This is a genomic window from Proteus sp. STS61-E (assembly GCF_040932335.1).
Lineage (GTDB): Bacteria > Pseudomonadota > Gammaproteobacteria > Enterobacterales > Enterobacteriaceae > Proteus > Proteus mirabilis_B.
Genome location: NZ_JBFQGE010000001.1, coordinates 535,976 through 558,471, shown reverse-complemented (window position 1 = coordinate 558,471; position 22,496 = coordinate 535,976). Strand labels below are relative to the sequence as shown.

19 protein-coding genes are annotated in these 22,496 nt (G+C 38.8%); 7 read left to right on the top strand and 12 right to left on the bottom strand.

Annotated features, from left to right (window positions below):
- Nucleotides 1–13 precede the first annotated feature (13 nt).
- Nucleotides 14–628: a LysE family translocator gene (locus AB4J89_RS02615; RefSeq protein WP_088496022.1), complete on the bottom strand. Its 615-nt coding sequence runs from the start codon at nucleotides 626–628 to the stop codon at nucleotides 14–16.
- Between the two features lie 205 nt (nucleotides 629–833).
- Between AB4J89_RS02615 and AB4J89_RS02610 the strand changes: the two genes are divergently transcribed.
- Complete coding sequence (locus AB4J89_RS02610) at nucleotides 834–1,709, top strand: LysR family transcriptional regulator (RefSeq protein ID WP_368467958.1); 876 nt, start codon at nucleotides 834–836, stop codon at nucleotides 1,707–1,709.
- 159 nt (nucleotides 1,710–1,868) lie between these two features.
- Nucleotides 1,869–3,026 carry an aminotransferase class I/II-fold pyridoxal phosphate-dependent enzyme gene (locus tag AB4J89_RS02605; protein ID WP_311754911.1) on the top strand — a complete coding sequence of 386 codons (1,158 nt, stop codon included), beginning with the start codon at nucleotides 1,869–1,871 and terminating at the stop codon, nucleotides 3,024–3,026.
- Between the two features lie 98 nt (nucleotides 3,027–3,124).
- On the opposite strand, the gene AB4J89_RS02600 is transcribed toward AB4J89_RS02605, so the two are convergent.
- The 10 genes from AB4J89_RS02600 to nirB all read right to left on the bottom strand — a co-directional run bounded on the left by AB4J89_RS02600 (nucleotide 3,125) and on the right by nirB (nucleotide 15,798).
- Complete coding sequence (locus AB4J89_RS02600) at nucleotides 3,125–3,295, bottom strand: hypothetical protein (protein ID WP_227719000.1); 171 nt, start codon at nucleotides 3,293–3,295, stop codon at nucleotides 3,125–3,127.
- Between the two features lie 93 nt (nucleotides 3,296–3,388).
- Nucleotides 3,389–4,396, bottom strand: a complete 1,008-nt coding sequence (gene oppF / locus AB4J89_RS02595) for a murein tripeptide/oligopeptide ABC transporter ATP binding protein OppF (protein WP_088495382.1) — start codon at nucleotides 4,394–4,396, stop codon at nucleotides 3,389–3,391.
- Complete coding sequence (locus AB4J89_RS02590) at nucleotides 4,393–5,379, bottom strand: ABC transporter ATP-binding protein (protein ID WP_088495381.1); 987 nt, start codon at nucleotides 5,377–5,379, stop codon at nucleotides 4,393–4,395. The genes oppF and AB4J89_RS02590 overlap by 4 nt, the downstream gene beginning before the upstream one ends.
- A 10-nt stretch (nucleotides 5,380–5,389) precedes the next feature.
- The gene (gene oppC / locus AB4J89_RS02585) at nucleotides 5,390–6,298 is read right to left on the bottom strand and encodes an oligopeptide ABC transporter permease OppC (RefSeq protein WP_023581989.1); all 909 of its coding nucleotides are present in this window, start codon (nucleotides 6,296–6,298) and stop codon (nucleotides 5,390–5,392) included.
- Between the two features lie 18 nt (nucleotides 6,299–6,316).
- A complete protein-coding gene (gene oppB / locus AB4J89_RS02580; protein ID WP_069368989.1) occupies nucleotides 6,317–7,237 on the bottom strand; it encodes an oligopeptide ABC transporter permease OppB in 921 nt (306 codons plus the stop codon).
- Between the two features lie 79 nt (nucleotides 7,238–7,316).
- Entirely contained in the window at nucleotides 7,317–8,954 is a 1,638-nt protein-coding gene (gene oppA / locus AB4J89_RS02575) for an oligopeptide ABC transporter substrate-binding protein OppA (protein WP_088495380.1), read from the bottom strand.
- A gap of 270 nt (nucleotides 8,955–9,224) precedes the next feature.
- Complete coding sequence (locus AB4J89_RS02570; protein WP_088495379.1) at nucleotides 9,225–10,862, bottom strand: ABC transporter substrate-binding protein; 1,638 nt, start codon at nucleotides 10,860–10,862, stop codon at nucleotides 9,225–9,227.
- 651 nt (nucleotides 10,863–11,513) lie between these two features.
- Nucleotides 11,514–12,896, bottom strand: a complete 1,383-nt coding sequence (cysG, locus tag AB4J89_RS02565) for a siroheme synthase CysG (protein WP_368467954.1) — start codon at nucleotides 12,894–12,896, stop codon at nucleotides 11,514–11,516.
- A 14-nt stretch (nucleotides 12,897–12,910) separates the two neighbouring features.
- Nucleotides 12,911–13,255, bottom strand: a complete 345-nt coding sequence (nirD, locus tag AB4J89_RS02560) for a nitrite reductase small subunit NirD (RefSeq protein WP_368467952.1) — start codon at nucleotides 13,253–13,255, stop codon at nucleotides 12,911–12,913.
- Nucleotides 13,252–15,798 (bottom strand): nitrite reductase large subunit NirB, encoded by a 2,547-nt coding sequence (nirB, locus tag AB4J89_RS02555; protein ID WP_368467950.1) that lies wholly within the window; start codon nucleotides 15,796–15,798, stop codon nucleotides 13,252–13,254. The genes nirD and nirB overlap by 4 nt, the downstream gene beginning before the upstream one ends.
- 604 nt (nucleotides 15,799–16,402) lie before the next feature.
- On the opposite strand from nirB, the gene AB4J89_RS02550 reads away from it, so the two are divergent.
- From AB4J89_RS02550 to AB4J89_RS02530, 5 genes are all read left to right on the top strand, one after another.
- Nucleotides 16,403–17,968, top strand: a complete 1,566-nt coding sequence (locus AB4J89_RS02550; RefSeq protein ID WP_088495375.1) for an ABC transporter substrate-binding protein — start codon at nucleotides 16,403–16,405, stop codon at nucleotides 17,966–17,968.
- Between the two features lie 77 nt (nucleotides 17,969–18,045).
- Nucleotides 18,046–19,089: an ABC transporter permease gene (locus AB4J89_RS02545; RefSeq protein WP_368467948.1), complete on the top strand. Its 1,044-nt coding sequence runs from the start codon at nucleotides 18,046–18,048 to the stop codon at nucleotides 19,087–19,089.
- A complete protein-coding gene (locus AB4J89_RS02540) occupies nucleotides 19,089–19,919 on the top strand; it encodes an ABC transporter permease (RefSeq protein ID WP_088495373.1) in 831 nt (276 codons plus the stop codon). The genes AB4J89_RS02545 and AB4J89_RS02540 overlap by 1 nt, the downstream gene beginning before the upstream one ends.
- On the top strand, nucleotides 19,912–20,748 hold the full coding sequence (locus tag AB4J89_RS02535; RefSeq protein ID WP_368467946.1) for an ABC transporter ATP-binding protein: 837 nt from the start codon (nucleotides 19,912–19,914) through the stop codon (nucleotides 20,746–20,748). Before AB4J89_RS02540 ends, AB4J89_RS02535 begins: the two co-directional genes overlap by 8 nt.
- Nucleotides 20,735–21,451 (top strand): ABC transporter ATP-binding protein, encoded by a 717-nt coding sequence (locus AB4J89_RS02530; RefSeq protein WP_193775188.1) that lies wholly within the window; start codon nucleotides 20,735–20,737, stop codon nucleotides 21,449–21,451. The genes AB4J89_RS02535 and AB4J89_RS02530 overlap by 14 nt, the downstream gene beginning before the upstream one ends.
- 112 nt (nucleotides 21,452–21,563) lie before the next feature.
- Here AB4J89_RS02530 and AB4J89_RS02525 read toward each other — a convergent pair whose 3' ends face one another.
- Complete coding sequence (locus tag AB4J89_RS02525; RefSeq protein WP_088495370.1) at nucleotides 21,564–22,208, bottom strand: YchE family NAAT transporter; 645 nt, start codon at nucleotides 22,206–22,208, stop codon at nucleotides 21,564–21,566.
- Nucleotides 22,209–22,496: the final 288 nt, after the last annotated feature.

Sequence of the window (22,496 nt, the reverse complement as noted above, 5' to 3'; positions counted from 1 at the left end):
TGCGATTAATTTTCTATTTTACTGAAATAAACAGCAATCCCACACCTAAAAGAATTAATAACACCCCAATAATCTTATCGGCGACTTGCTGATGAGAAAGTATTTTAGCTCGTAAAAGCGGAGTGGAGAAAAAAAGTGCAACACAACTAAACCATACCCAATGGGCGATTGAGATAAACATTCCATAAGAAAGGTTTATCCAAAGTGGGTTACTTAAGTTGGCAACTTGCGTATAAAGTGCAATAACAAACAACATCGTTTTAGGATTTAAAGCATTAGTAAAAAAACCAACCCTTAATGCTTGGAACATATTAGGTGCTGAATTGACTGCATTCTCAATGGTCAGTTGTGTTTTATTCGTTAACGATTTAACCCCAAGATAAATTAAATATCCAACACCTAGTAATTTCATAATAAAAAAGAGCGTTGGTGATCCCATAATAATAAAAGAGATACCAAATACAGTGTAAAAAACATGTACTTGTACTCCAACCGCAATACCAATTGCTGTCATTAACCCTACTTTTACACCATAGGAATAACTATTTTTTGTTACCATAGCAAAATCTGGGCCCGGGCTAATAACCGCCAATATTGTAATCATCGCCACAGCAATTAGTTCACTCATTGTTCTTCTCACTCTCACTTTTGAATCAATAATAAGTAATAAAAAGTGACATAAAATATGTTCTTCTTTTAATAAAAACCTATTTAGCTCACCACCAATCACCCTATTTTGCTGTCTTGACTAAAAATAAAAAGCGATTTATCTTGCAGTATATCTGTGACTTTTCATCATCTATTTTTACAACTCAACTTTATCGCTTATCTTTATGAAAACACCCTCTTTAACGTCATTGCGCTTTTTTAACAGTGCTGCTCAAACAGGTAGTTTTGTGAGTGCAGCAGAACAACTTCATGTCACCCACAGTGCAGTAAGTCGACAAATACGATTATTAGAAGATGAATTAGGTATTCCTTTATTTGAGCGGCGTAATCGCGCGGTTTATTTAAATGAAGCGGGTCGATATTTATATAAAACAACTTCTTCAATTTTCGAACAGCTAGAAGAAACCATCACTCATCTGTGTTCCCCTTTAAATAATCCGGTGTTAGTGGTTTCTTGTGAACCCACTATTGCGATGAAATGGCTTATTCCTCGTTTATCTCACTTTTATACTTTATATCCTGAAATAACGTTGCATTTAGTTGCCGCTGGTGGCGCTATTGATTTCAATAAAGAAGGTGTCGATTTAGCATTTCGACGAGATGATTTTTTATGGCATAAGAATATTTATGCAACAAAAATATGTAATGAGCTAATTGGTGCGGTTGTAAAGCCTAATAATATCCATCATTCAAATAAGCAATTAACAACACTCTCTCGCCCCCAAGCTTGGCAAGATTGGTATCAATATTCAGGTATACAATCGACTTATACCCATACCAGTCAGTATGAGCATTTTTACCTTGCTATTCAGGCTACCCTTGCTGGGTTAGGTACGACCATTGCCTCTTTTCTTATGGTACAAGATGAATTAAAAGATCAACAACTTATCGCCACACATGGCTTTGTTAAAGATAACTCAAGCTACTACTTGCTCTCTCCAAGCGAAATCATGCCCGACTCAAAGCAGGATAAGTTTAAAAACTGGATCATTGCTGAAGCGGAAAAATGTGCAATAGAGACTGAAAGATCACGGGGATAATCCTATTTTTATCTTAAAAATACTCGACTATCTGTTTGCTCCCATAAGAACGCAGTGAATAAATAATTATTTTTTTATCATATTTATTTACTTCTATCTTTTTTTTAGTAATCTATGAGAACTAATAAAACATAGAATAATTTACTTGGGAAACATAACATGAATCGTCGGTCATTTTTAACATCATCAAGCCTTGTTATTGGCGGATTATCATTAAGTTCTTTTGTAAGTTCTGCTTATGCCAATGAAGTACTGAAAAATAAATTGGTATTTAATGCAGAAAATCCGTTACTGCTTAATTTCAATGAAAATTCATTAGGCATGTCGCCTAACGCTCAAAAAGCAATTATCGATGCCTTACCCAATGCATTTAGATATCCAGATGATGCGCGTAGCGAATTAATTAGCGAATTAGGGAAAGAATTTAAACTTTCAGATAAACACATCACCTTGGGAAACGGCTCATCTGAAACAATTCAAGCAGCCGTGCAATTTGTGGCAAATAAAGCACAAAAAGAAGGTAAAGCAGTTCAACTTATTGTTCCTGATCCGACATTTAACTATGCAGAACTTTATGCAGAACCTTTAGGTGTAAAAATCGTTAAAGTGCCTGTTGATAATACTCTAGCTTTCGATTTAGCAACTATGCAGAAAAAAGCGCAAGAGTTTGATGGTATTAGCATGGTGTATTTGTGTAATCCAAATAACCCAACAGCAATGTTAACTCCTAGTGCAGATTTATCGAGTTGGGTGAAGTCAGCAAAAGAGAATGTCTTTTTTATTATTGATGAAGCTTATGCCGAGTTTGTTTCTACCCCTACATTCGTCAGTGCTATTACGTTAGTGGCAGAGGGTTATAAAAACCTGATTGTTACTCGTACTTTCTCTAAAATTTATGCTTTAGCAGGACTGCGTGTAGGTTATGGCGTTGCCGTACCCGAAGTGATTGCACAAATTGATGCTTTTGTTTCTATTGATAACACCAATACTGCTGGTGCTGTTGCCGCACTTGCTTCGCTAAAAGATGCGGCTTATGTGGAATATAGCCGTAAGTCGATTGATGTTTCACGCCAGATAGTGGTGGATGTATTAAAAGAGCTCAATATTGAATATGCACCATCTCATGCAAACTTTATTTTTCATAAAGTTAAAGGTGATGTAAAAACCTATCAAAATAGAATGAAAGAAGCGAATATTATGGTTGGTCGTGAATTTCCGCCTGCTTTTGGTTGGAGTCGTTTAACTTTAGGCACACCAGAAGAGATGAGCTATTTCGTCATTACATTAAAAGCCTTTAGAGCTAAAGGTTGGATTTAATCTGATTTAATGCTTATTTTATTGGTTGCTTATTTTATTGGTTGATGAATAACGCCCTTTAAAATAATATCGAGGGCGTTTTTATTTAGTGTTGTTTATTACTGCTCTTGTAATTCTAATTCAGCAATAACAGGAAGATGATCACTTGCATCCGACCATTTAAATGTTGCTGAATCTTGTGGGATTGTCATATTTTTGATATCCCAAACTTGTCCTACACTGAAAATATGACGCAGTGATACAATCCACAAAGTTATTTCGAGATGCAAAAAATCAACCTAGTATTAAATTTTTATCTTTTACCCATAAAAAATGCCTGATAAATATCAGGCATTAGTCACTAAATTTAAATAAATGAAGTCTTAAAGCGGATCTACTTTTAAGCAAGAGACTGCGTGGCGGAAGCTCCCTTCTAATAAAGGACGTGTTTTTGCACATTCTTCATCAGCCATCGGACAACGTGTACGGAATATACAGCCTGATGGTGGATTAATCGGAGAAGGTAATTCTCCCTCTAATAAATCAATATGCTTATTACGCTCTTTATCGGGATCAGGAATAGGCACTGCTGACATCAGCGCTTTGGTATAAGGGTGTAATGGATGATGATAAACTTCATCATAAGTCCCTAATTCCACCGCGTGTCCTAAATACATCACCAATACACGATCTGAAATATGTTTTACCACTGCCAGATCATGCGCAATAAAGATCAAAGATAATCCCATCTCTTTTTGAATATCTTTCAGCAAGTTCACCACTTGAGCCTGAATTGATACGTCTAATGCTGAAACGGGTTCATCACAAATCACTAATTTAGGCTCTAGAATTAACGCGCGAGCAATACCGATACGTTGGCATTGTCCACCAGAGAATTCGTGTGGGTAGCGGTTGATTAAGTTTGGCAATAATCCGACTCGCATCATCATTGCTTTGACTTTTTCAACCACTTGCGCCTGTTTCATTTTAGGATGATAAGTTTTAAGCGGTTCGGCAATAATATCGCCAATCGTCATTCTTGGGTTTAAGGAAGCCAGCGGATCTTGGAATATCATCTGGATATCTTGGCGAATATCTCGCCATTGCTTATTCCCCATTCCCAGTAAATCATTACCTAACCAAGTGACTGTACCGCCAGAGGCTTTGACTAATCCAATAATGGCTCGAGCAAATGTCGATTTACCACAACCAGATTCACCAACAACGCCGAGTGTTTCACCTTCATATAAACGCAGTGTGACACCATCAACGGCTTTGAGGCTTTTTTTAGGTTGCCAAAACCACTGTTTATTATCTTGAACATCGAAATAAACTTTTAAGTCATTCACTTCAAGAATAACTTTTCTATCTTGTAATGTGGCTTGAGTCATACCAATTCCTCCACTGCTTTAAAACAGGCACGTAATCGCCCTTGTGCAAATTGCTCTAATTGAGGTTCACTCGTTAAGCATTGCTCTGTTGCATACTGGCAACGAGGTTGGAATGGGCAGCCTTTTGGTAAACGCAATAAGTTAGGAGGATTACCCGGAATGGTAGCGAGCCGCTCATCTTCGCCGTCTAAGCGAGGAACAGCCTGTAACAAGCCGATAGAGTATGGATGTGAGGGTTGATAGAAGATATCACGCGCTTTGCCGTACTCCATAGTACGCCCTGCATACATTACCAATACTTTATCGCAAATACCCGCAACTACCCCCAAGTCATGGGTGATCATAATAATCGCGGTATTTAAATCATTCTTAAGCTCATTGAGTAAGGTCATGATTTGTGCTTGAACCGTCACATCAAGTGCCGTTGTTGGTTCATCTGCAATTAAAAGTTTTGGTTTACAAAGCAATGCCATCGCGATCATGACACGTTGGCGCATACCACCTGAAAATTCATGAGGATACATGCTCATACGTTTATGGGCTTCAGGCATTTTTACGGCATCTAACATACGCACTGATTCCGCATAAGCATCATTTTTGCTCATGCCTTTATGAAGCATTAATACTTCAATAAGCTGCGCACCCACTTTCATATAAGGGTTTAATGAGGTCATTGGATCTTGAAATATCATGGATATTTCTTCAGCGCGCATTTTATTAAATTCACTTTGGCGAAGATTTAAGATCTCACGACCATTAAAATTAGCACTACCCGCTGTACGACCATTTTTAGCCAATAATCCCATTAACGCGAATGCGGTTTGTGATTTACCTGAACCCGATTCACCAACAATCCCTAAGGTTTCACCTGCTGATAATTCAAAGTTGAGTTTATTAACGGCAGTAACATCACCATCTGCGGTACCGAAAGTTACGCTGAGATCTTTAACACTTAATAACGACTTGCTTGTTGAATTTGTCATTTTGTTCTCCTTAACGATCTTTCGGGTCTAATGCGTCACGTAAGCCATCACCGATAAAGTTAAAGCAAAACAGTGTGACAACTAAGAACGAAGCCGGGAAAAGTAATAACCAAGGAGAAACTTCCATTGAGTTTGCACCATCACTTAATAGTGCTCCCCAACTACTTAATGGCTCTTGTGTTCCTAAACCTAAGAAGCTTAAGAAGGATTCAAATAAAATCATACTAGGCACTAGTAAAGAGGCATAAACCACCACCACACCTAATACGTTAGGTACGATATGTCTTAGTACGATATTACGTGATGACACACCACAGACTAATGCCGCTTCAATAAACTCTTTACGTTTTAGACTTAAGGTTTGTCCTCTTACAATACGCGCCATATCGAGCCAAGATACCATTCCGATCGCAACGAAAATCAGTAAGATATTTTGACCAAAAAATGTCACCAATAAGATAACAAAGAACATAAATGGGAATGAGTTTAAGATTTCCAGCAAACGCATCATCACAGAGTCAACACGTCCACCAATATAGCCTGCCATTGCGCCATACAGCGTACCCACAATAACAGCAACAAAGGCAGCAGCGATACCGACCATTAATGAAATACGCCCACCAATCGCAACACGGACGAGTAAATCGCGCCCAGATGAGTCTGTACCAAAATAGTGAGAAGAGGCAAAATCAGGTGCCATTGACATCATTTCCCAATCTGTATCGTCATAAACAAAAGGCGATAACATTGGGGCAAAAATAACAAATAATAAAATAAAGAAAAGTAATACGAGGCTCGTGATAGCCGCTTTATTGTGCATAAAACGACGACGAGCGTCTTGCCATAAACTACGGCCTTCAATATCTAGCTGCTCCGAGAAATTCCCCAGAGCTTCGCTGTTTTCCTTCAGTGATAACATAACGCGCTCCAGTGTCTATTAATAACGAATTTTCGGATCAATAACAGCATATAAAATATCGACAATCGCATTAAAGAAAATCGTTAATGCACCTACGATAATGGTTAAGCTTAATACCAATGAGTAATCACGGTTTAAAGCACCATTAACGAATAATTGTCCGATACCCGGCAATCCAAAGATGGTTTCAATAACCATTGAGCCCGTAATAATACCGACGAATGCAGGTCCCATATAAGAGATAACAGGTAGCAACGCAGGTTTTAAAGCATGACGCAGTACAATTCTTTTCATCGGCAAGCCTTTCGCTTTTGCCGTTCTAATAAAGTTTGAGTGTAAAACTTCAATCATTGAACTACGGGTAATACGCGAGATACTGGCGATATAAGAAAGCGACAGCGCAATCATAGGTAGTAACATATATTGCACAGCACCGCCGTTCCAACCACCAGCCGGTAGCCACCTTAGCGAGATAGCGAAAATAAGAACCAGCAGTGGTGCGACAACGAAACTCGGTATTACAACCCCCGTCATGGCAAAAGTCATGACGGTATAATCCCATTTGGTGTTTTGATTCAGTGCGGCTATCACGCCTGCCCCCACACCTAAAATGACAGCAAAAATAAATGCCGACAGCCCTAATTTAGCTGAAACAGGGAATGCTTTACCGACTAAGGTGTTTACACTGTAGTCTTTATATTTAAAAGAAGGCCCTAAATCCCCTTTCGACAATTGAATTAAATAATCGAAGTATTGCTTATAAATGGGATCGTTTAAGTGATATTTCGCTTCAATATTTGCCATCACCTCCGGTGGAAGTTTCCTTTCCCCTGTAAAAGGGCTACCGGGTGCTAAGCGCATCATAAAAAATGAAATCGTTATTAGAATAAATAGAGTCGGTATCGCTTCTAAAAAGCGACGAAAAATAAATTTGAGCATTGCCCGTTCCTATAACACAAACCTATTCAGGCGTGACGATAAAAAGACCTTGCCTTAAAAAAGACAAGGTCTCGCCCGATTACTTAGCAATAATGTACAAGTCTTTAGTATGTAAATTATCTAATGGATCTTTACCTGAATAACCACCCACATAAGGTTTAACTAAACGGGTGTTTACATAGTAGTAAAGTGGAACTATTGCCGAATCTTTATCTAATACGCCTTCAGCTTTTTGATAAATAGCGGCACGTTCGTCATCAGATTTCACACGTAAAGACTCTTTGATCAATGCATCAAATTCTGTGTTTTTATAGTGAACGGTGTTGTTACTGCTGTAAGACAACATCATGTTTAGGAATGAAGAAGGTTCATTATAATCTGCACACCAGCCCGCACGTGCAACATCATAAGTTCCTTGGTGACGTGTATCTAAGAAAGTTTTCCACTCTTGGTTTTCAAGAGATACATCTGCACCTAAGTTTTTCTTCCAAATTGAAGAGGCAGCAATTGCCACTTTTTTGTGAAGATCAGAAGTGTTGTACAGCAGTTTAAATTTCAGTGGATTGGCTTTGTTATAGCCCGCCTCTTCTAACAATTGGCGTGCTTTTTCATTTCGTTGTTCTTGAGTCCAAGTCGCAAACCACTCTGGTTTACTCTCTTTAATGCCGTCAGTGAATGGAGGGGTAAAGCCGTAAGCCGGAATATCACCTTGGTTTTTCACTTTATAAGTGATGATATCTCTATCCATTGACAGCTTAAGTGCTTCACGAACACGCGGATCGTTAAACGGTGCTTTCTCATTATTAATTTCATAATAATAAGTACATAAATATGGGCTTATGCGCAATTCATCTGGGATTTCTTTTTTCAGTTTTTGGAAAAGTTCGATCGGCAAATTGCTATATGTCATGTCGATTTCACCCGCACGATAGCGGTTTACGTCGGTGACTTCTGATGAAATAGGTAGGAACGTGACTTTATCAATAACGGTATTTTTGTTATCCCAATAAGTTGGGCTACGCTCTAAGACAATACGTTCGTTAACTGTCCAGTCTTTTAAATTATAAGCGCCGTTGCCGACGAAGTTAGCTGGTTGTGTCCATTTTTCGCCAAATTTTTCAATGACTTTTTGGTTAACTGGCGACATGGAGGAGTGAGCTAATAATTTTGGTAAATAAGGCACTGCTTCAGATAAAGTGATTTCTAATGTGTTGTTATCTAATGCCTTAACACCTAATTCTGTGGCTTTTTTCTTACCCGCAATAATATCGTCGATATTTACGATATGCGCATATTGCAGATAGCTTTCATAAGGAGATGCAGTATTAGGATCAGCTAAACGTTGCCAGCTATAAACGAAATCTTGTGCTGTGACAGGCTCACCATTTGACCATTTAGCGCCTTCACGAATTTTAAATGTCCAAACGGTGAAGTCTTTATTTTCCCAACTAGTTGCAGAGCCTGGTAAAATTTCACCATCTGGGCCAACAATAGTCACGCCTTCAAAAAGATCACGTGCTAATGCAGATTCAGGAACACCTTCGATTTTATGAGGATCAAGCGATTGTGGTTCAGAGCCGTTATTACGTACAAGCACTTGTTTTTCAGCTAGTTTTACCCCGTCTGGAACAACGGCAGCATTAGCCGTTAATGCTGATAATCCAAAGATTGCGCTTATTGCAATCGCCAACGCACTCTTTTTAGTTAAATTACTCATCTTATAAAATACTCCCAGTTAGTGAGTTGGTTGTTAGACAACCATTCTGTGATGTTCAGTTGTGTTTTAGAACGGTTTACACAACTTATTGTTTTTACAAAAAATAAATCAATCTTGCTTATTTGCTATCAGTGCTTAATTGCCTGATAGCATTATAATTTTTTATGCCGTTAGCTTTTTTGTGTAGCTTTTTATTGTTTTACTACTTTTTAAGTGACTTTTAATGATTCAAATCGCACATAACTATAGAATATCGATAATTTACCAGTTTTAGTTATCTGCCTTTATAAAATAGCGCTTTAAGTCCGTATAATCAAAGGGGTCTTTACCTGTAAATCCGCCCACTTTTGGACTAACTAATCTAACACTGACACGATAATAGACAGGCACTATCGCCGAGTCCTTGTCTAGCAAGGCTTCAGCACGTTGATAGAGTTGGTGACGAGCCCCTTTATCTACTGCGATTAAGGCATTATTTAATGCATCATCGTAATCATTATTTTGATAAAAGACGGTATTTAGGCTGCTAGTGGAAAGAAATGAGTTTAAAAACGAGGTAGGTTCATTGTAATCTGCGCACCACGTTGCCCTTGCGACTTGGTAATTACCTTGATTACGATTTTCTAATGCCGTTTTCCATTCTTGGTTTTGCAAAGTCACATTTGCACCAATACTTTTTTTCCACATTGACGCTGCCGCAATTGCCTGCTGTTTATTTTGTTCTGAAGTATTGTAGAGCAAAGTAAAAGTCAGAGGATTTTGCCCATCGAATCCCGCTTCTTTTAATAATTCACGCGCCCTTTCATTACGTTGTTGTTGTGTCCAATAAGCCCATTTAGGGGCTTTAAAATTACCGTTGCCAATAAAGGAAGGTGTAAAAGAATAAGCCGGTATTTGTCCTTGCCCCATTATTTTTTCAGCAATGACTTCTCTATCAAGAGTCAGTTTTACTGCTTCTCGAACTCGCGGATCATCAAAAGGGGCTTTTTTATTATTTAATTCATAATAGAAAGTACATAAATACGGTGTGACATGTAAATTCTTTGGTTGTTCCTGCTTCATTTTTTTATAAAGAGCAGGAGGAATTGCGCTATTAGTGATATCGATTTCACCACTGCGATAGCGATTAACATCACTGGTTTCAGAGCTTATTGGTAAAAATATGGCTTGTTCAATAATGGTATTTTTATTATCCCAATAAAGTGGATTACGCTTCAAAGTCACTTTTTCATTCACAACCCAATTTTCAATAACATAAGCCCCATTGCCAACAAAGTTTTCAGGACGAGTCCAATTCACACCGTATTTTTCAACAATCTCTTTTTTAACGGGCTTCAACGGTGTGTGACTGACCATATCGATTAAATAAGGAATTGGTTTGGTTAAATTGACTTGCAAAGTGTGAGGATCTATCGCTTTCACACCTAATGTTTCAGGGGATTTTTTGCCACTAAGAATATCTGCAATATTTTCAACATAAGCATATTCGAGATAACTGGCATAAGGTGAACCCGTTTTAGGATCTACTACTCGACGCCAGCTATAAACAAAATCTTCAGCAGTAACTGGAGAGCCATCACTCCATTTTGCATCTTCTCGCAAATAGAATGTCCACACCTTGTTATCATCTGTTTCCCAGCGTTGTGCAACGCCCGGCATACTTTCACCATTCGGCCCAACATAAGTCAGCCCTTCTAATAAATTTAAAATAATATTAGTTTCTGGTGCGCCTTCTACTTTATGCGGATCAAGAGATGAAACTTCAGTTCCGTTATTAATTACAATATTCTGTTGTTTTGCCAGAATAGTACCTTCAGGAAGAGTGACGGCATGAGAAAAAAAGGAGGTTAAGACAAGTGACATAATACTGAGTGGAAACACTGTTTTTAACGTAACTTTATTTTTCATGGGTACCTCTCCTAATAAACAATAATTTATAGCGGGGTCGCTCAATTAACGTTAGGTATCGTTGTTAAATTTTGATTGTAATATTTGTGGCTCTTAGATATTTGCTGATATTAACGAGATAAAAAATGATAACAACACCTTTCTTTTTTACACTTATCGTAAATTTTGTCAATTAATGCGGTATTCTTATCACTTAACTTTATTAAGCCCTCTAGCGTTCTATCTTGAGAAAATAAAAAATACATATCGAGAAAGGCAAAACAACAAATAAACATTAAATTAACATCATGCAAGTTTTATAGATAGAAAACCTACTTAGCTCACAAAATTAATATAATTAGGATGGGTTTTAACCGACTTGCAGAACTTTATGATGCTTCGTTTGTAAAGAGTTTCTCTTTGAAATTAATTATAAATAACAATAAATTCATCTTTAGACTGAATAATAATTCTAATTTAAAAATATTTATAGATTATTAAATATTCACTTTTATTGTTTATTTTTAAAATTTAATCTAAATGTTTAATTGAAATAAAAATAAAAAATTTTTCATTTATATTTCTATGAGTTAGATAAAAAACCTCTTTAATATACATCTCGAATATTAAAGAGGTTTTTAATTTTTAAATAATAACTTCAATTTTTTTCAGCTATTGAGCCGACTTTGATTGAAACCATTGTAGCTTCTCATTCAATGAGACGACCTCTCCCACTATAATCAGTGCAGGGCTTTCCATTGTTTCTGCCATCTCTGCCAATTGACGCAATTGACCAACAATCACTTTTTGTGTTGTTAACGTCCCTTTTTCGATAATAGCGACAGGCATCGTCGCACACATGTTTTGGCTAAGTAGCATTTGCTGAATATAAAGGGCTTTGCTTAATCCCATATAAAACACCAAAGTTTGATTTTTTTGTGCAATACATTGCCACTGCGCTTCATTTAACCCTTTGCCATGCCCCGTAATAAAGCGAACACTTTGCGCATAATCTCGATGTGTTAAAGGAATACCCGCATAAGTCGTACAACCTGATGCCGCCGTAATACCGGGGATCACAGAAAATGGAATATGATGTTCAATCAAGGCTTCTAGCTCTTCACTACCTCGACCAAAAATAAAGGGATCGCCCCCTTTTAATCTCACTACTCGTTTTCCTGCGGTAGCTTCTTTGATTAAAATTTGGTTAATCTCATCTTGAGGAACACAGTGAAAACCGGTTTGCTTACCAACATAAATACGTTGTGCATCTCTACGAACTAATGCCATAACATCATCGGACACTAATCTATCGTAAACCACTACATCAGCTTGCTGGCACTGCTGTAAACCTTTAATGGTCATTAACCCTGCATCACCCGGCCCAGCGCCAACTAAAACAACACTGCCTTGAGGTTGCTGATTTTCAGATAACAGTGCGCTAATACGTCGCTCAATACCGTCGTCTCTTTGCGCTTCTATTTCCGCTTGTAATGTTTTATCTGCAAAGAATTGCTCCCAAAAATAACGTCTGGCACTCATCGATGAAAAACGTTGCTTTATTTGCTCACGTAACTTTCCAGCAAGTTGTGCTAACGCACCTAGATAATTAGGGAGTAACTGCTCAATTTTTTCTCGCAAAATACGAGCGAGTACAGGTGCTTTTCCGCCCGATGAAATCGCCACCACAATAGGAGAGCGATCGATAACAGAAGGCATAATAAAACTGGCTTGCTCTGGTGAATCCACCACATTACAAAATATCTGATCCTCTGTTGCCGATTGAAAAACCTGTTGATTCACTTGTTCGCTATCTGTTGCAGCAATAACAAGCCATTTCCCAGATAAATGAACCTCATTAAATATTCCTGTGATACAGTTTAATTTTTGCTCAGTGTGCCATTGCATAAACTGCCCTGTAAATGAAGGCGCGATCACAGAAATAATAGCTCCCGCTTCCATAAGCAATCTCGCTTTACGTTCAGCAATCTCACCGCCGCCCACTAATAAACAAGGTTTATCTTTAAGCTGACAGAATATTGGAAAATAATCCATATTCGTTCCCCTATTTATTGTGATGATGCATTACGGCTACGCACGCTAACGGTGTTACCTTCAACCTTGACATCAAAATGCATGATCGAGAAATTCTCATCTTCAAGGCAGAAACCATCCGTTAAACGAAAATGCTGTTTTTTTAGCGGACTGACGATATACAGCTCATTTTCATGTTCAGCAATTAATCCTCGTGATAAAACACTAGAATGTGCAAAGGGATCGATATTGCTTAACGCATATAAACGCGCATCAGAATAAGGGCGAAAGATGGCAACGTGCTCTTGTTCCACCAGCGCACAAACACCTGTTCCTGGAGTAATATCATCTAGTTGGCAAACCGCTATCCATTGACTCATGATTGCGCCTCCTCAGTGACCAATTTGATATCAATACGTTCATGTAAACGTGCGGGACGATGTTGAAATCGTTCTTTTACCGTTTGCACTGTCGGATCAGGCATTGGATTATTAATAAAGTGGGCAAAACGTTTTAATGCTTTTGGAGAATCAACTGTTTCTTTCCATTCACAAGCAACGCGTTCTTGTAAGGTTTTAAGTTCTTTTTCCAGTTGTGCATTTAAGCCTAATTTGTCGTTAATAATGACATCACGTAAATATTCAATGCCGCCTTCTAAATTATCTAACCACACTGAAGTGCGTTGAAGTTTATCGGCGGTGCGAATATAAAACATCATAAAGCGGTCGATATAATGCACTAACGTTTCCTCATCGAGATCAGAAGCAAAGAGATCTCCGTGGCGTGGTTTCATACCACCATTTCCACCGAAATAGAGGTTCCAGCCTTTATCTGTGGCGATAATACCAACATCTTTGCCTTGTGCTTCAGAACATTCACGGGTACAGCCTGATACGCCAAATTTCATCTTATGAGGTGTTCTAATACCTTTATAGCGATGTTCTAACGCAACGCCCAAACCTACACTGTCACCAACACCGAAACGGCACCAACTGCTGCCTACACATGTTTTTACCATACGCAGTGCTTTCGCATAGGCATGACCTGTTTCAAAACCTGCGGCAATCAGTTTTTCCCAAATAGCGGGCAAATCCTGTTTGTGCGCACCGAACATCGCCATTCTTTGCGAACCCGTAATTTTGGTATACAGATTGTATTCTTGAGCGATTTGCCCAATAGCGATAATACCTGCTGGGGTAATTTCACCACCAGGAGAGCGAGGAATAATGGAATAAGTCCCATCTTTTTGCATATTCGCGAGAAAGTTATCGTTAGTATCTTGCAAAGAAACTAAATCATCACGCAAGATATACTCATTCCAACATGAGGCAAGCAATGAGCCGACTGTTGGTTTACACACTTCACAACCATAGCCTTGACCGTGTTTTTTCAGCAGCTCATCAAAGCTTTTCAGTCCTTCTACACGAATAAGATGATAAAGCTCTTGGCGAGAATAGTGGAAATGCTCACAAAGATGGTGATTAACTTCGATACCTTGTTTGGCTAATTCTGCATTTAAGACTTGAGTCACAAGAGGAATACAACCACCACACCCTGTACCTGCTTTAGTTTCCGCTTTAATGGCAGCAACTGTATGACACCCTCGTTCAATTGCTTGAATAATGTCGCCTTTTGTAACATCAAAACAAGAGCAGATTTGCGCCGTTTCAGGTAGTGAATCAACACCGATTGCCGGCTTACTTCCAGCATGTGCCGGTAAAATCAAAGAGTCTGGGTGCTCTGGTAACTCAATGGTATTAAGTGATAGTTGTAAGAGATTGCCGTAATCTTCGGTATCACCCACTAAGACAGCACCTAATAGGTATTTATTATCTTCGCTAACGATCAGGCGTTTATAAATCTCTTTGCCTTCATCCAGATAGATATAGCTACGACATCCTGCTTGATTTCCATGAGCATCACCGATACCGCCCACATCGACACCAAGAAGTTTTAATTTTGCACTTAAATCGGCACCCTGAAAGACAGAGTGATGTCCTAATAAATTATCAACGGCAACTTGTGCCATTTTGTAGCCCGGCGCTACTAAACCGAAGGTTTTATTTTGCCAAGATGCACATTCACCAATGGCATAAATATCAGGATCTGTTGTTTGGCAATAATCATTAATAACAATACCGCCTCGTGGGGCAATATCTAAATCACACTGACGAGCTAACTTATCTTTTGGGCGAATACCTGTGGAGAACACAATAAAATCAACTTCTAGAGATGTACCATCTGCAAATTGCAGTGTTTTACGTGCATTTTCCCCAGTTGATAATATTTCTTGGGTGTTTTTGGAGGTATGCACTTTTACACCCATACGCTCTATTTTTCGCTTAAGTTGCTCACCACCTAATGTATCCAACTGCTCTGCCATTAAGGTTGGCGCAAACTCGATAACGTGAGTTTCAATACCTAAGCTTTTTAGCGCACCGGCGGCTTCTAAACCTAACAATCCACCACCAATCACTGCCCCTTTACGACTAATACGTGCGCAGGATTCGATAGCGTTTAAATCTTCAATGGTCCGATAGACAAAACAATCCGGTGAGTTATTTCCCTTAATTGGAGGAACCCACGGATAAGAGCCTGTTGCCATCACTAATTTATCGTAACTGACACAACGCCCTGTATTAGTGTGTACCACTTTTTCGCCACGATTAATGGTTATCACGCGCTCACCAATTAATACGTCTATTTGGTGTTTTTCGTAATAACCTTGTTTAACTAAGGAGAGTTCTTCTGCGGTGTGATGTGAGAAATAAGAAGAGAGATGGACTCTATCATATGCAACGCGAGGTTCTTCACAAAAGACAACAATATTAAATTCTTCATTGCCACCTTTATCAATCAACTCTTCGATATAACGGTGTCCCACCATACCATTACCGATGATTGCGAGTGTTTTCTTGCTCATTTTTGCCTCAGATTTAAAGATTTCTAAGGCTAAAATACGAAACTACTCATAAGAGATATTGATGGATATCAAATACAGCTTAATCAATTCAGCTACTACAACTTAATAGTCAATGAGTTACTACTAAAGGAGTATTTCATCATCATATTCTTGCGGTTAATTATTCTTCTACCATAATTAATTTTAGCTACTTATAACGAAGAGTTATATGTAAGCGTAATTAAAACTTTGCGCATTGGTCACGTTTTGCCTAAGTTAATTTCACAAAGTAATAATAATTAGAGCGTGTTAACCTTTTTTGCTTATTTTTACAGCAAGAAAACCGAGTAAAGCTAACGACTCAACGAGTATGGACATTGATTGCCATTAACAATGTCCACTTAAGATAAAAACAAGTGTTGAAAGCTGCCTTACAGGTTCGATTAAAAGACGTTTTACTCATTTTATTCTGCGTTGATAAACACTAGCTTAGTTCACTAGGCTAGTGTTTATCGCCTTGCCTAAAATGCTTTTAATTCGAATAAAAATTGACCATAAAAGGCTAACACGCTCTAATAAGTTATTGACATAACGATTTTAGCTACACCGTTTCAGGGAGCGTCTCATGAAAGCAAAATTATTATCATTATTCGTTGTGGGTGCCCTTTCCGTACCGGCATTTGCAGCAACACCTGCTAATACATTAATTGTGGTACAAGGGCTTGATGATATTGTCAGCCTTGATCCTGCTGAAAGTAATGAACTATCCAGTATTCAAACTGTACCTAGTTTATATCAACGCATTGTTCAACCTAATCGTGATAATCCAGAAATTAATGAACCGATTTTAGTTGAAAGCTGGCAAGCGAACCCTGAACAAAAAACAATCGTATTTAAAATTAAGCCAGATGCAAAATTTGCATCTGGTAACGCTGTACGTCCTGAAGATATTATCTTCTCTTATCAGCGTGCGATCACCATGAACAAATCACCTGCTTTTATTCTAAATGTGTTGGGTTGGAAAACTGATAACATTCATTCACTGCTGAAAAAAGTCAGTGATAATGAATTAGAAGTACGCTGGACTGCTGATGTCAGCCCTGATGTTGTGCTAAATATCCTTTCAACGCCAATTGCTTCTATTGTTGATGAAAAACTGGTTTCCGCTCATATTAAAAATAATGACTTTGGGAATAGCTGGCTGAAGATGAATTCAGCAGGAAGTGGCGCATATAAAATGCGTGCTTATCAACCACGTCAAGCTATTGTGTTAGAAGCTAATCCACTTTCGCCAACTGGCGCACCTAAAATCGCCAATATTATTATTAAAAACGTGCCTGATCCGGCATCACGACGTTTATTAATTGAAAAAGGTGATGCGGATATTGCGCGTGACTTAGGTACAGACCAAACGGCGGCTCTAGCGGGTAAAGCGGGTATCAAAATTTTAGATATTCCTTCTGCTGAACAAGTTTATATGGCTTTTAATACCGCCAGCGGAAACCCTGCGCTGAGTAACCCCGCATTTTGGGAAGCCTCTCGTTATTTAATTGACTACAAAGGCATTACTGAAGATTTAATGCGTGGTCAGTATTTTATTCACCAAAGCTTTTTACCTGTGGGTTTGCCGGGTGCACTAAAAGATAACCCATTCACTTTTGATCCCGAAAAAGCCAAAGCAATTTTAGCTAAAGCGGGTATTACCAATGCACGCTTTACGTTAGATGTTGAGAATAAAGTTCCTTACATCACTGTGGCGCAATCTATTCAAGCAAGCTTTGCTCAAGCAGGTGTACAAGTCGATTTATTACCCGCAGCAGGTAGCCAAGTGTATAGCCGTGTGCGCGCTAAACAGCATCAAGCAGCCATTCGTTTTTGGATACCTGATTATTTTGATGCGCACTCAAATGCCAGTGCCTTTGCTTATAACGATGGGCAATCCAATACTGTGGCTTGGTTAAATGGCTGGAAAATTCCGGAATTAAGCCAGCAAACATTGTCTGCACTTAATGAAGCGGACAAAACAAAACGTCAATCGCTCTATACTGAAATGCAAAAAGAGTTACAACGTAGTTCACCTTATGTGTTTATTGACCAAGGTAAAAATCAGATAGTCATGCGCGATAACGTCAACGGTTATGCGCAAGGTCTAAATGCAGATATGGTCTATTATGACAAAGTAACTAAGTAATATTTTTTCCTGAAACCATCCACAGTCATGTTACTGTGGATGGTCTATTTTTTGCCATTTCACTAGGCTATTGCTGTATGAATACTGCTATGACGTTACCTATTCGTCTAAAAGGTCAGTTAATTACCTTTGTTCAAGGAATATTGACTCTGGTGCTGACTCTTTTAGGGCTTCTTGTCATCACTTTTACGCTTTCTGCTCTTTCACCTGTCGATCCTGTCTTACAAATTGTTGGTGATCACGCAAGCCTCGAAACCTATAACCAAGTAAAACATGAGTTAGGGCTGGATTTACCTATCTACATGCAGTTTTTTCATTATGTAGAAGCGCTGTTGCAAGGGCATTTAGGTACAGCAACATCTACAGGTCAACCCGTTCTTGATGATTTGTTAGCGACTTTTCCCGCCACATTAGAATTAGCAACTGTTGCATTATTGATTGGTGCTAGTCTGGGTATTTTATTCGGCGTTTTGTGTGCGCGTTTTGTGGGAACACCGCTCGATTTTATTTTGCGAATTCTGACACTATTAGGTAGCTCAGTCCCTATTTTCTGGCTAGGTTTGATTTTGCTATTGATCTTCTATGCCACATTACAATGGACAGCAGGTCCTGGGCGATTAGACGATATCTATCAATTCACTATTGAACCCGTAACGGGTTTTGCACTAATTGATACATTATTAGCTGGCGATAAAGATGCTTTTTTTAATGCGTTATCACACCTTATTTTACCCGTTTCTTTATTAGCATATTTTGCCCTTGCTTCTATTACTCGCTTAACTCGTTCAGCCTGTTTAAACGAAATGAATAAAGAGTATGTCACGTTAGCAAGAGCAAAAGGTATTGGTGAGTTGCGTATTCTTTTTTATCACGTACTACCTAATATTCGTGGTGTCTTAATGACCATTATCGCCTTGTCTTACACTGGCATGTTAGAAGGTGCCGTATTAACAGAAACGGTCTTTTCTTGGCCGGGAATTGGTCGATATCTCACAACAGCGCTTTTTGCGGGTGATACCACAGCCATTATGGGCGGTACTTTAATTATCGGTTTATGCTTTGTCTTTATTAATAATATGACCGATATCGTTATTCGTTTGACTGATCCGAGGCTCCGCTAATGTCATCTCCATTTTTAAGAAAAATAGCGCGTTCGCCTTCCGCATTTATCGGTTTATCGTTGCTTATTGCCCTGTTAATTATTGCTATTTTTGCACCTTGGTTAGCTCCTTACGATCCGAATTGGCAACATGCTGCCCAACGTTTATTAGCACCCAATGCTGAACATTGGTTAGGCACAGATAATTACGGACGCGATATTCTTTCTCGTCTTATTTATGGTACTCGCCCAATGCTAGGTTTAGTGGGGCTAGTGGCGCTTATTACGCTACCTTTAGGATTATTAATTGGGATTTTATCTGGGTATTACGGTGGTTGGACTGAACGTATTTTAATGCGATTCACTGATATTGTGATGTCGATGCCTTCTCTTATTCTCGCCTTCGCCTTTGTCGCAATGTTGGGGCCTGGTCTGCTAAATGGTGCATTAGCACTGGCTTTAACGGCATGGCCGGCTTATGCACGACAATCTCGTAGTGAAATTCAGCATTTACGCAATAGTGATTATCTTGCTGCTGCCGAAATGATGGGAATTAAAGGTATTCGACTCTTATGGGGACATATCTTACCACTATGTTTACCGTCAGCCATTGTACGTTTAGCGCTGAACTTAGCCGTGATTATTCTCGCCGCAGCTGGATTGGGCTTCCTTGGATTAGGTGCTCGCCCACCGATGGCGGAATGGGGAGCGATGATCGCAGAAGGTATGCCCGTTATTTTTGATCAATGGTGGGTTGCGGCTATTCCGGGTACGGCAATTTTAATCAGCAGTCTGGCATTTAATTTATTGGGTGATGGATTACGTGATGTATTGGGAGATACCCATGAATAAAACACCGTTAATTGAGGTAAACAACCTCTGTATCGACTTTCCAAAGGCGAGAGTTGTCAATAATGTCTCTTTTACTTTGGGGCAAGAGCGTTTAGCGGTTGTTGGTGAATCTGGCTCTGGCAAATCAATGACCGCTCGTGCATTAATGGGGCTTGTTCGTCAACCGGGAAAAGTCAGTACAGAGACACTCAATTTACAGGGAAATAATCTATTAGATTTTTCGTCTCGCCAATGGAATAACATTCGTGGTAATACGATTTCAATGGTATTACAAGATCCTCGCTATGCATTAAATCCTGTAAAAACCATTTATCAGCAAGTAGAAGAGACCGTAAAACAACATCAAAAGCTTTCACGCCAAGACAGGCGTCAACTTATCATTGATACCCTGCTGTCTGTCGGATTACCTGAACAAAATATTTATCGTTATCCCGGTGAATTATCAGGTGGTATGGGGCAACGAGCGATGATAGCTATTGCGCTAATTAATAACCCTACTATTTTAATTGCTGATGAACCGACATCTGCACTTGATGCTCAGCTTCGCCATCAAATTCTTGAACTGATCACCACTCAATGTGAACAACGTAACATGGGCTTATTACTGATTAGCCATGACTTACCCCTTGTTGCTGAGTATTGCGAGCGCGTAATGGTGATGTATCAAGGCGAGCAAGTTGATGAACTCGATGCTAAAGCGTTACCGACTGCCACACATCCTTATACTCGTACCCTTTGGACATGTAGACCTAATGCAAGCACTTATGGCACTCAATTGCCCGTATTAGATAGAACGCTTAATTTTAAGGGGCTACATCATGCTAATTGATATTCATGATTTACATGTTCAATTCGAACAGGGCAAACAAGCAAAGCACGTTGTAAAAGGGATCAATCTACATGTTCAACAAGGCGAAACCTTTAGCTTAATTGGTCGTTCTGGCTGTGGAAAATCGACTGTTTTACGAGTGATCGCAGGATTATTGTCTCATTGGCAAGGTGATATATCGCTTCTAGGGCAAACAATTAAACCTCAACAACGTTTTCAAGGGACATTACGCCGTAATATACAAATGGTATTTCAAGATCCCTACGCCTCTTTACATCCTCAACACCGTATTGAACGTGCGTTTTCTGAACCTTTAAAAATTCACCAAATTCCTTTTGATAAAGAGACAATTGAGCAGGCATTAGCCCAAGTTGGTTTGCCAGCCGATGTGACGAGTCGTTATCCTCATCAACTTTCGGGTGGACAACGTCAACGCGTCGCCATTGCAAGAGCCCTTTTATTACAACCTCAACTATTACTGTTAGATGAACCAACTTCAGCGCTAGATATGTCAGTGCAAGCCGAGATCTTAAACCTGCTTAACACACTGAAAAAACAACATAATATGACTTATTTACTTGTCAGCCATGATGCTGATGTTATCGCACATATGTCGGATAGAGCAGCATTAATGGAAAATGGTGAATTAACACAACATTATGATCGAGATGCGTTATCAAAAGGAATACATCGTCTCGATTGAGATAAAAGAGAATAAATAAAAGAAAGGAACCGAGCAGTATTACGTTATTAATACTGCTCTTTTTAAGAGTACTGTTTAGTCGTACTGTTTTTTTAAGTGTTCTGCGCTGTGTTTAAACTAATAAGCCCGGGAAAATAGAACGTAATCCGGTCACAATAAATTCAATACCTAACGACATTAATAATAAGCCCATTATACGAGTAACCACGTTAATGCCGGTTTGCCCTAAATATTTCACTAAAAGTGTTGCGCTGCGAAACAGCAACCAACAACAAAATGCAAAAAAGATACTGGTTGCGGCTAATCCTAAGAAGTTAGTAAAACCTTCCCAACGAGAACTCCACACAATACAAGAACTGATTGCTCCGGGTCCTGCCATTAATGGTAATGCTAAAGGCACAACAGCAACACTATTACGTACTGCGGATTCGTTTCGTTCTTGATTGTTTTGTTTATCTTCTCCTAAACGCCCATTTATCATGGTCATTGCAATAGTAACAATCAGCATTCCCCCTGCTATACGAAACGAGTCGATAGAAATACCGAAAATACTCAGTATAGAATCACCGATTAACAGAGAAGAAACTAAAATAATTGCAACGGAGCCATTCGCAATTAAGTTTGTTTTGTTACGCCCTGCATCAGTTTGATAACTCGTCATACTGATAAAAACAGGCAAAATACCAATTGGGTTTACAATCGCAAAAAGACCGACAAAAAATTTAATATAACCGGATAAATCCAGCAGTGACCCCATGAAAAGCCCCTTCTTGGCTAATAAACATGCGAATTATTCTATAAAAGATAGAGTAACTCCAAAAAATGCGCGTTACTTTAAATCAATAAACCAGTTAATTCTATTAGTTAACAAGTTTTTACCTAAAATATTCTCTTGTAAACCGATCAAAACCTAGTGGTTTAATTTTATATCGAAATAAACTGTACGACAAAAAAATCGTTGAACATTTATTACATATAAGAATCATTCTCATAAATAGCCTTGCTGAAAGGTGTCAGCTTGCCAATTTTGTGATATGCATCACGT

Bases quoted from the DNA above. Each gene is read 5' to 3' on its own strand.
- AB4J89_RS02615 (WP_088496022.1), bottom strand. From the start codon at position 628: ATGAGTGAACTAATTGCTGTGGCGATGATTACAATATTGGCGGTTATT.
- AB4J89_RS02535 (WP_368467946.1), top strand. From the start codon at position 19,912: ATGAATAAAACACCGTTAATTGAGGTAAACAACCTCTGTATCGACTTT.
- oppB (WP_069368989.1), bottom strand. From the start codon at position 7,237: ATGCTCAAATTTATTTTTCGTCGCTTTTTAGAAGCGATACCGACTCTA.
- AB4J89_RS02525 (WP_088495370.1), bottom strand. From the start codon at position 22,208: ATGGGGTCACTGCTGGATTTATCCGGTTATATTAAATTTTTTGTCGGT.
- oppF (WP_088495382.1), bottom strand. From the start codon at position 4,396: ATGACTCAAGCCACATTACAAGATAGAAAAGTTATTCTTGAAGTGAAT.
- AB4J89_RS02590 (WP_088495381.1), bottom strand. From the start codon at position 5,379: ATGACAAATTCAACAAGCAAGTCGTTATTAAGTGTTAAAGATCTCAGC.
- AB4J89_RS02570 (WP_088495379.1), bottom strand. From the start codon at position 10,862: ATGAAAAATAAAGTTACGTTAAAAACAGTGTTTCCACTCAGTATTATG.
- nirD (WP_368467952.1), bottom strand. From the start codon at position 13,255: ATGAGTCAATGGATAGCGGTTTGCCAACTAGATGATATTACTCCAGGA.
- oppA (WP_088495380.1), bottom strand. From the start codon at position 8,954: ATGAGTAATTTAACTAAAAAGAGTGCGTTGGCGATTGCAATAAGCGCA.
- AB4J89_RS02550 (WP_088495375.1), top strand. From the start codon at position 16,403: ATGAAAGCAAAATTATTATCATTATTCGTTGTGGGTGCCCTTTCCGTA.
- AB4J89_RS02540 (WP_088495373.1), top strand. From the start codon at position 19,089: ATGTCATCTCCATTTTTAAGAAAAATAGCGCGTTCGCCTTCCGCATTT.
- AB4J89_RS02545 (WP_368467948.1), top strand. From the start codon at position 18,046: ATGAATACTGCTATGACGTTACCTATTCGTCTAAAAGGTCAGTTAATT.
- nirB (WP_368467950.1), bottom strand. From the start codon at position 15,798: ATGAGCAAGAAAACACTCGCAATCATCGGTAATGGTATGGTGGGACAC.
- oppC (WP_023581989.1), bottom strand. From the start codon at position 6,298: ATGTTATCACTGAAGGAAAACAGCGAAGCTCTGGGGAATTTCTCGGAG.
- cysG (WP_368467954.1), bottom strand. From the start codon at position 12,896: ATGGATTATTTTCCAATATTCTGTCAGCTTAAAGATAAACCTTGTTTA.
- AB4J89_RS02605 (WP_311754911.1), top strand. From the start codon at position 1,869: ATGAATCGTCGGTCATTTTTAACATCATCAAGCCTTGTTATTGGCGGA.
- AB4J89_RS02610 (WP_368467958.1), top strand. From the start codon at position 834: ATGAAAACACCCTCTTTAACGTCATTGCGCTTTTTTAACAGTGCTGCT.